Annotated in this window: 1 protein-coding gene; it reads left to right on the top strand. The window is 70.2% G+C overall.

The genetic code is table 11. From position 1 onward, the window contains the following. Window positions 1–238 (top strand): hypothetical protein (locus MXM41_RS22935; protein WP_325934487.1); only part of this gene is annotated, 238 nt, incomplete at both ends.

Raw genomic sequence — 238 nt, 5'->3', positions numbered from 1 at the left:
GCCAACGCCGATCGCACCGCTGAGCAGGCCGGCGCCCTGCACGATGCACGCTTCCAGCACCTGAAGGAGCAGAAGGCCGAGCAGGCCGCTCTGGGGGCTGCCCTGGTCTCAGCCAACGCCGATCGCACCGCTGAGCAGGCCGGCGCCCTGCACGATGCACGCTTCCAGCACCTGAAGGAGCAGAAGGCCGAGCAGGCCGCTCTGGGGGCTGCCCTGGTCTCAGCCAACGCCGATCGCA

It is taken from the genome of Leclercia adecarboxylata (assembly GCF_035787115.1).
GTDB lineage: Bacteria > Pseudomonadota > Gammaproteobacteria > Enterobacterales > Enterobacteriaceae > Enterobacter > Enterobacter adecarboxylatus_E.
This window is presented reverse-complemented; position numbering and strand designations above follow the sequence as displayed.